The organism is Allocoleopsis sp. (genome assembly GCF_036703385.1).
Classification (GTDB): domain Bacteria; phylum Cyanobacteriota; class Cyanobacteriia; order Cyanobacteriales; family Coleofasciculaceae; genus Allocoleopsis.
On the sequence record NZ_DATNPA010000438.1, the window covers coordinates 1 to 8,767 of the forward strand.

Annotated in this window: 9 protein-coding genes; 6 read left to right on the top strand and 3 right to left on the bottom strand. The window is 47.9% G+C overall.

What is annotated here, in order from left to right:
- Positions 1–102 precede the first annotated feature (102 nt).
- The gene (locus V6C93_RS21500; protein WP_333478720.1) at positions 103–1,752 is read right to left on the bottom strand and encodes an AarF/ABC1/UbiB kinase family protein; all 1,650 of its coding nucleotides are present in this window, start codon (positions 1,750–1,752) and stop codon (positions 103–105) included.
- 274 nt (positions 1,753–2,026) lie between these two features.
- Positions 2,027–3,088, bottom strand: coding sequence for a mannose-1-phosphate guanylyltransferase (locus tag V6C93_RS21505; protein ID WP_333478721.1), 1,062 nt, complete (start codon positions 3,086–3,088; stop codon positions 2,027–2,029).
- 296 nt (positions 3,089–3,384) lie between these two features.
- Here V6C93_RS21505 and V6C93_RS21510 point away from each other — a divergent pair, with 296 nt between their 5' ends.
- The 3 genes from V6C93_RS21510 to V6C93_RS21520 all read left to right on the top strand — a co-directional run bounded on the left by V6C93_RS21510 (position 3,385) and on the right by V6C93_RS21520 (position 6,233).
- Positions 3,385–4,818: an LCP family protein gene (locus V6C93_RS21510; protein WP_333478722.1), complete on the top strand. Its 1,434-nt coding sequence runs from the start codon at positions 3,385–3,387 to the stop codon at positions 4,816–4,818.
- A gap of 40 nt (positions 4,819–4,858) precedes the next feature.
- Positions 4,859–5,527, top strand: a complete 669-nt coding sequence (locus V6C93_RS21515) for a glutathione S-transferase family protein (protein WP_333478723.1) — start codon at positions 4,859–4,861, stop codon at positions 5,525–5,527.
- A 175-nt stretch (positions 5,528–5,702) separates the two neighbouring features.
- On the top strand, positions 5,703–6,233 hold the full coding sequence (locus V6C93_RS21520; RefSeq protein ID WP_333478724.1) for a pentapeptide repeat-containing protein: 531 nt from the start codon (positions 5,703–5,705) through the stop codon (positions 6,231–6,233).
- On the opposite strand, the gene V6C93_RS21525 is transcribed toward V6C93_RS21520, so the two are convergent.
- The gene (locus tag V6C93_RS21525; protein WP_333478725.1) at positions 6,219–6,929 is read right to left on the bottom strand and encodes a GDSL-type esterase/lipase family protein; all 711 of its coding nucleotides are present in this window, start codon (positions 6,927–6,929) and stop codon (positions 6,219–6,221) included. The two genes, V6C93_RS21520 and V6C93_RS21525, sit on opposite strands and share 15 nt — an antisense overlap.
- Positions 6,930–7,496: 567 nt before the next feature.
- Here V6C93_RS21525 and V6C93_RS21530 point away from each other — a divergent pair.
- The 3 genes from V6C93_RS21530 to V6C93_RS21540 form a co-directional block, all read left to right on the top strand.
- On the top strand, positions 7,497–7,730 hold the full coding sequence (locus tag V6C93_RS21530) for a DNA-directed RNA polymerase subunit omega (RefSeq protein WP_015180633.1): 234 nt from the start codon (positions 7,497–7,499) through the stop codon (positions 7,728–7,730).
- A gap of 118 nt (positions 7,731–7,848) precedes the next feature.
- Positions 7,849–8,487, top strand: coding sequence for a hypothetical protein (locus tag V6C93_RS21535; protein ID WP_333478726.1), 639 nt, complete (start codon positions 7,849–7,851; stop codon positions 8,485–8,487).
- Positions 8,488–8,489: 2 nt separating this feature from the next.
- A partial coding sequence (locus V6C93_RS21540) for a DUF1818 family protein (protein ID WP_333478727.1) occupies positions 8,490–8,767 on the top strand: 278 nt, incomplete at its 3' end.

Sequence of the window (8,767 nt, forward strand, 5' to 3'; positions counted from 1 at the left end):
CAGCTAATTATTCTCCAGTTCAATTAATTATTCTCCAGTTCAATTAATTATTCTCTAGTTCAGTTAATTATTCTCCTTTTACACACGCCCCTATCTTGCGCCTCACCTTAAACGACCGGATCTAAGAATACTAATTGCCAGCCACAGACCCAAAAAACTGGCAGCAGCAAATAGTACATTACTAATCAAAGACAACTGACTCGTCTGTGCATTACTAGAAATAATGGCTGCGCCGATAATCAATGACCCAACGACCACACTAAACGATAGCCGATTTGCCGAATCATCCATACTACGACGTAAAGGGTCAAGGTCTCGTATGGTTATATTCCACCTTAAAGTTTCTGAAGTTACCCGATCTAAGAGTAACTCTAACTGACGCGGAGATTGCAAAGATAGGCTCTTGAGATCGAGGGCAGTTCTCAGAACAGTTTGTAAGGGATTATTTCCTAGTAGCTGACGCCGAAACATATCGGTCATCAGCGGCTTGATTTCGTCTAAGAGGTTAATTTCAGGGTCAAAACTCCGAGCCACTCCCTCCAAATTAGCTAGAGTTTTCGCATACAAACCCATATTGCTAGGCAAGCGAATCTTGTTGTTACGAGCGACTTGCAGCACCTCATAAAAGACCTGGCTGAAGTTGATTTGGGACAGGCTGATATTGTAATACTTGCGCAACATGCGATCGTAATCATTCGCCAGTCGCGATAAACTGACAGGTTGATTCGACTCCGCCAGTTCCAAGGTTAGCTGAGCACACCTCTGGGCATCTAAGTCCACGATCGCTAACAACATTTCCGTTAAAATCTGCTGTGTGCGCGGGTCTAAGCGCCCCACCATCCCACAGTCTAAGAGCGCCAAGCGACCATCACTCAGATAAAACAAATTACCTGGATGAGGATCGGCATGGAAAAAGCCGTCGATGTAAAGTTGCTGCAAGAAAGCGCGAAACAAAAGCGTGGTGATTTCTTTACGCTGCGTGTCTGCATCCTTCCCATCCCGCATTGATGGTAACTTCGCTAACAGAATTGGCACACCATCGAGCCATTCCATTACCATCAGCTTTTTAGTTGTCAAATGCCAATAAATCTCTGGCACTACGAGCTTGGTTGGGTCAAACCAGCGACTCGTCGATAAGTTGCGGCGCAGTTGGTCGGTGTAACCCGCCTCCTGAGTGAAATCTAACTCGGCTTGCAGAGCTGTGGCAAACTCCTCGGCTAAGCCAATAATGTCGTAGTCCTCCCCAAAGTTAGTGCGAGACACCAAATCCGCTAGACCCCGAATCAGAGCAATATCCTGAGCGACAATGGCCTCAATGCCAGGACGCTGCACCTTCAGGGCAACCTCTTGACCTGTTTTTAAGGTGGCTCGGTGAGTTTGAGCGATCGAACCCGCCGCAACCGCTTGGGGGTTGATGCTGGAAAAAACGTCCTCCAAGGGCTGCCGTAATTGTTGCCGTATCTGGATTTCTACCTCACTCCAGCCCACCGCTGGCACATTCGCTTGCAAGTCAGTTAGGGCTTCCACATATTCCCCTGGCAACAGATCAGGACGAGTACTCAGCAATTGTCCTAGTTTGACGTAGACGGGGCCCAACTCTACTAAAACTTTACGAAGAACGGCGGGGGGTGGCAGATTCGGTTCGTCAGTCTTACCACCCGTCAGCAGTCCTCGCATGTAGTCCCAGCCGTTGCCGAAGACGACCTCGATGATTTCACGTTGTCGAGAAGTAGTTTGAGTTAAGGAAAACATCGTTTAGGCGTCACCAAGGTTAGGAAGGAAAAGGTAGAAGCAAAAACAAAATACTCTTTTGCTTTTGGGCTATTGGATACGATTTTGTTCTATCCCTGGAGGGTAGGGGCAAGGTAGAGCTGCCCCTATGGCTGATATTCAACGTAATATAAGATGCAGCCAGCCAGGTGAACACAGCACTATGTATTGAATGTTGTAACGTTAAACCCTGGTGAGTGCAAATGTACCTGGAGTATGAAATTGTATCGCTCTCGTGTTGGTTGAGCTGACCGGTTTACAACAAGTCTTGCAGTTTCGGGTCATCTTGAAGCGTTTTAACGACCTGCTTAATCTCCTGTGTCCGGTCTTTTTTCACGATTAAGGTGACGTTGCGATCGCGCACCACAACCACATCCTCTAAACCAATGGTCACAATCACTTCATCGTTATCACTGGCGTAAAGAATGGCTCCCTTCGTATCCATCCCCACATGCTTCGCCAGCTCCACATTGGGCGCATCCCCCTTAAGCAGGCGTTCGATCGCATTCCAATCCCCCAAATCATCCCAACCAAAGGATGCGGGTAACACATAGGCCAGTTGGGTCTTTTCCATCAATGCATAGTCAACACTTTTCTTCGGTAGCTGGTGATACGCTTCTACACCTTTTTCTTCCAGGGGGTCAATAATTTCCGGTGAATAAGTACGGAGTTCATTCAATACCACCCCAGCCCGGAAAATGAACATCCCACTATTCCAGCTGAATCGACCGGTAGCCAGAAACTGCTCAGCCGTTGCGCGATCAGGCTTTTCTGTAAAGCGCGTCACCTTATACACAGGCAATCCGCCAAACGTTCCTGTCTGTTCGCCTTGCTCGATGTACCCGTAACCTGTAGAAGGATGGTTCGGCGTGATGCCCAGTGTAACAATCGCGTCTTCCTTGGACGCCAGTTCAGCCGCCGCTTGGATGGTGTCTTGAAACGCCTGCTGGTCTTCAATCCAGTGGTCAGCCGGGAAAAAGGCCACCACAGCATCTTCCCCATAGGTTCGTGCAATCTCCAGCGTAGACCAAGCCACGGCTGGAGCCGTATCACGCCCCTCCGGCTCCGCTAACACATTTTTCTCTAAAAGGTCAGGGAGCTGTTCTCGCACCCCTTGAGCCAGTTGAGCTGAAGTCACGACCCACAACTTCTCAGAGCTTCCGGCTAACTCACTGAGCCGGTCAGCCGTTGCCTGCAAAAGGCTCTTACCGCTACCATCTAAACTTAAAAACTGCTTCGGTCGGTGCTTCCGGCTCAAAGGCCAAAAACGCTCTCCTTTGCCACCAGCCAGAATCACAGGTATCAAGGATTTATCCATATAGCTTGCAGAGCTAACTAAATTTTCTGCTTTATCCTAGCCTTGCCTTGCCCGTACAAGCTTGCCTTCTGACTTGAAAGTGGGGAGTCGGGAATAGGAAAACCACTTTCATTCATGGCTGTGAACTTTTTTCATCGGGACTGCCTTGTGCCTTGTATCCTCTGCCTTACTTTCAAGCTATTTCCTGGATCGGGAATCGAGTCGGTAACGTTATAATCCTGCAAGGAATTTCAGAATTCAGTCAAACTGTAGACCTAGTCTAGAGTTGTTGTATTGAGGTGAGGGTGAAGGAAAGTTTGGAAGCATCTCCAACCGGTAGAGGACTTCAGTCGTCAAAAAGTCCTACTAATTCTCAGATGAGTGTTGATACCCATATCAGCGAGGATAAGGCTAACTCACAATCGACCCCAGACACTGGAACGACTATCCCCAACTCAAAGAAGCACAAACCACCAGGTCGCCCCTTTGTTCGTTGGGTTATGTGGGGTTCTGCTTTTGTTCTCACGGCTACGATTTCTGCCGCCTTGGGAGCTGCCCTAGCTCTATTCACTCCCTTGTCGCCGTTCATCGCACCTTTAACTCAAGGACTTGGTGCTAAAGGGGACTTGTGGGGTCGAGGCTTTCAGTACAAAATCGCTAGACCCGTCAATATCCTGGTGATGGGAATAGACCGAGTTCCAGACGCTCAGAAGAACTCAACGGAAGTCTTCGCTGGTCGCAGTGATACGATGCTGCTCTTACGACTAGACCCTACCGATAATTCGGTGAGAATGCTATCCATTCCACGGGATACTCAAGTCAACATTCCAGGGGTCGGCCTTGGAAAAATCAATGATGCCAATGTTGAGGGGGGCGCGGCTTTAGCTGCACGGGTTGTCAGCCGTACTCTCAATGATGTGCCGATTGACCGATACGTGCGCGTCACAACCGAGGCGTTTCGAGAGTTGGTTGACCTCGTGGGTGGGATTGAGGTCTTTGTGCCCTACCCCATGAAATATACAGATGTCACTCAAAATCTGAACATTAATTTAGAGCAAGGGTGGCAAATGTTAAATGGAGACCAAGCCGAACAATTTGCGCGGTTCCGCAAAGATCAGAATGGTGATATTGGTCGGGTACAACGGCAGCAGGCACTCCTAAAGGCATTGCGGCAGCGTCTGGGCAGTCCAACGGTGTTATCGCGTTTACCTCAAGTGATTCAGGTCATGCAGCAATATGTGGATACAAACCTGAGCCTGGAAGAAATGCTAGCGATCGCAGGCTTTGGTCTAAAGCTACAGCAAGATGATGTCAAAATGGTACTCTTGCCCGGTCGCTTCAGTGATCGCAAGGAATTCATCGGCAGCTATTGGCTCATTGATTCATCTAGACGCGATCGCGTGATGCGTGAGTATTTCCAGCAAAATCCGGCTTGGACGGCCTTAGAGCCTCGCAGCTCATCTGAGGGTGTGCGAATTGCGATTCAAAATGCGACAGATGATCCACAACTAAGTCAGCGAGTTGCCCGGTATTTAGCGTCCAAAAATTTTCGTAACGTTTATATTATCAAAGGCTGGACTGATCGTCAGCCCCAAACTCAGATTATCGTCCAGCAAGGCGACTTAGAAGCAGCGGCTACTCTCAAAAAAATCCTAGGACTCGGTAGAGTAGAGGCATCTTCTACAGGTGATATCGAATCTGATTTGACAATTCGAGTGGGTGAAGATTGGCTGGAACGTAAATTTGATTAGCAAAGCCCATTTTATTTGATCAAGCTGTGAGTTTTATCCCATGTTGAAGCTATATCACGAACCGATTTCTCCAAATTCCCGCCGTGTCTGGATTACGCTACTGGAGAAAGAACTTGAGTTTGAGTTAGTAGAGGTGAAACTGGATGGCGAACAGTTTCAACCTGAATTTCTAGCACTCAATCCCTTCCACCATATTCCCGTTTTGGTAGACGACGGCTTTAATGTGGTGGAATCGTTGGCAATTTTAGATTATTTAGAGGCAAAGTACCCTAATCCGGTGATGTTGCCAACTGATGCGAAGGATTTAGCGATCGCTCGCATGGTGCAACTGGTAACGGTGAATGAGCTATTACCTGCCACGATGACACTATCTGGGGTGATCTTAGGCCTCCCGGTCGGAAATCCCGAAAAAATTGAGCAGGCAAAGCAGAAGGCATCAACGGTACTGAAGTTTTTTGAGAATTTATTGGATGATCGCCCTTACTTTGGCAGTCAAAACCTAACTTTAGCCGAGGTTGTGGCTGGCACTATAGTCCCCTGGTTGTTCAGAGGGGGTGTGTCTTTGACTGGTGATTATCCTAAATTGACGGCTTGGTGCGATCGGTTGATGACTCGTCTGTCGTGGCAAACCACGGAAGCGACACCGGAGATAATTGAGGCGTTTAAGTCTCGTATGGCTGCAAGAATGGCGCAAACACCAAGCGGCTAGTATCAGTGAACAGTGAACAGCAGGCTAAATAGTTAGTGTTTATGGGATTAGGACAGATTGACAAGCTGGTCATTTATCTCTGCTGTGCTGCACTAGGGCGTCCAGTAGAGTCTATATTGATAACGAACCACTCTAGGCGCAGAGAACTCAGAGGAGGAAAAAAAGGAAGATCAAAATGGAAATATTGAGTTTGAAAGAGCTTAAGCCCTTTCTACAAGCTTTTCTGAGAATAATTTTAGCGATCGCGTTGGCGTGGCTGTGGGTCATGCTATTTGCCACTCCCGCCTATGCTCAAGACAGCAGCATTAACTACAGTAGTACCGATTTAACCAATCGTGACTTTTCCAAAAAGAATTTAGTTGGTGCAGTTTTCGTGGCAGCTGAGATGCGGGGGACTAACTTCCAAGGAGCTGACCTGACCAACGCTATCCTGACGAAAGGAGTGATGTTGGGGGCCAATTTGGAAGGAGCAAATCTTACGGGCGCGTTGGTAGACCGAGTGACGTTGGATAATGCTAATTTGAAGAATGCTATCTTCCAAGAAGCCACGATGATACGCTCTCGTTTCTACGACGCCGACATCACTGGCGCTGATTTTTCAGATGCGATTATCGATCGCTATCAAGTGTCTCTTCTGTGCGACAAAGCCAGCGGGGTGAATCCCTTAACCGGTGTCTCAACGCGAGATAGTTTAGGCTGTCGCTAAGATTGGCTCTGATAGGTGGTTGAAGGCTTCCCAGTTGAGGACATCTTGGAGTAGCGTTTGATAACCGGCAACGTTGGGGTGCAGACCATCTGAACATAAGTGTTTGATACACCAATCATGACCGCGCGATCGCCACAGATCAAAAATATCCAGATAAGGAATCTGATGCTTTAGGCAGGCAATTCGCGTCGCTTCTTTGTAGCGGTACTGGTCAGCATGATTGAAGTAGAAGCAATTGAGAAACGGCATCTTCGCTTCATTCACCGGCACCATACCGACAAAGAACACCGGACACAGTTGCCCCGCTTGATGGAGCAGGTTAGCGAGTTCTGCCTGGAAAGTCTCAAAATCTGTATAATTTCGCCCATCAGGACGACCAAGACGGGCAGAATCATTCACACCAATCGAAAGGATAATGGCATCTGGGACACGATTCTTGAGTTCACCGCGATGCTTAAATTCATGTTCAAGCCGCGCTTGCACTTGTTTGACTCCATCGCCCCGAACACCCAAATTGTAGAGAATATGACCGGGGCTATCTGGCGACATCCACTGGCGTCGCAGTCTCTCTACCCAGCCGCCTCCTTCTGGGTCACCAAATCCATAGATCAGGCTGTCACCGAGGACAACGATTTTTAAGGGTACTTGATGGGTGGGACGGATTGACTGGAAGCTAGGACTAACAAGTGTTTGCATAAGCAGTAGTAGTCAGTCAGGTTTTATCAACAACTCGACACATTTACAAGAATTTACATAATCTTACGCTATTACTTGCACCGAGCGTTAAGTGAGCGCCTTTCAATCATTATTGACAAGCTTCTCGTGTTGATGTCAGGAGAAGGTTGATATCTTCATCAACTCTTCTATCTTCTGGCTGTATAATTTGCGAGACTTTTACGTTTGTCTTAGCCGTTTTCCTCCAACTTCAAGGTTGAAGTGCGATCGCCACTGGGAATGCTACGTTTCAGCAAGATATGGCAATCTCGCTTAGGACGGTTGTATAAAAAGCCCTAACATTAACCTAGTCATTCTAGAGGAACACCGTCAGTGCAACAATACTCCTCTTGGTGAATTATTCCATTTTGGCAACTTTGTCATGCGGGTATTTTGTCCCTCTGCCGACGAAGGATGTCAGCCCCACACTTGTCACCCCGGACTCCTGTTAGACTGGAGGTTGAAATCTGGCTTTAGCTAGTCAGCCCCTGAGGCTTGACGCTAAGAACTTGTTTTTCAACCTCTGACAACAACTTCTAACGACGATTGATGCTGCACAAACGTTACCACCAGTTTGATTCGAGTCAAATTATGCATCGCGCCGAGGAGCTGATCAGTGCAGCTTCCAATCGCTATCGGATTACCGTGCAAGTAGCGAATCGTGCTAAACGCCGTCGCTATGAAGACTTTGAGAATATTGATGATCCCATGATGAAGCCAGTGCTACGGGCAATTATCGAGATGTCCGATGAATTGACTCAACCAGAAATTATTGGGGATTAGACTCACGACAAATAGCTCTCAATCAAGGCCGGGGCGGGTTTGTCTGGAATTTTATAGTGTATCCACATAAAGATAGCCGCTAAACTTGTCCCCACACATAATCGCTCTCGCGTTCAAAATGCTTAAAGCGAACCGAAAAGGTATCAAGTGGCGGCTGACGCTACGTTTAACAATTGCCACATTAACGGGCATCTGTCTTTTTTTAGGACCCGCAGAGGTTAGAGGCTCCAGTATCTTTAAGTGGCTTGGTGTACAGCCTGCTGCCGCCCAATTTTCCATACCCCAAAATGCTGGGCGGCGAGTTTATGAGTTATTACCCAATCTGCCACTAGAGAACCAGTATGTCAGTAAAGAGACTGGGAAAGTCGATGAAAATAACACCCTGATCAGTCGCTTAATGCGGTATCACATCTTTGTGAAACGCCGTCCACCAATGTATCGGTTGGATTGGAAGTTGACCTTCGCTGACTACTTGGGTGCGAACAATTACTTGGTGGAATCCCAATATCCCAGCGCTGAAATCTTAAAAGAAAATCCGATGGAAAGCGATCGCAAGGCTATTGAAAAGCTGACTCGCTCACAGCGAGAGGCTTTGGTCAATGTCTTAGTTAGCATCTTCAATACCAATACGACCCAAGCACCTGCACAGCCAACCAGTGGAACACCCAGCGCAGCGCCGCCCCCACCCACCTCCTCCAGTCCCAGCACAGCGCCCTCTCTCCCTAAACCCGGCGATGCTCAATTACTCAAACCTTAGACATGGAAAGGGTTGTTAAAACTGGAGCCGGTTGGCGTTTGGGTTGGAATCCTCAAGCCACGAACTATCAAGGATTAGTCGGTGGAGATGATTGGGCGATCGAGCTAACTAAGGCAGAGTTAGATGACTTTTGCCGATTAGTAGGGCAGTTAGCCCAGACAATGAGCCAGATGGCAGATGAGTTGATGGATGAGGAAAAAATCACCTGTGAAGCAGACAGCGACTTGATTTGGCTGGAAGTGGAAGGCTATCCCCATGCCTATACCCTGCGTTTTATCTT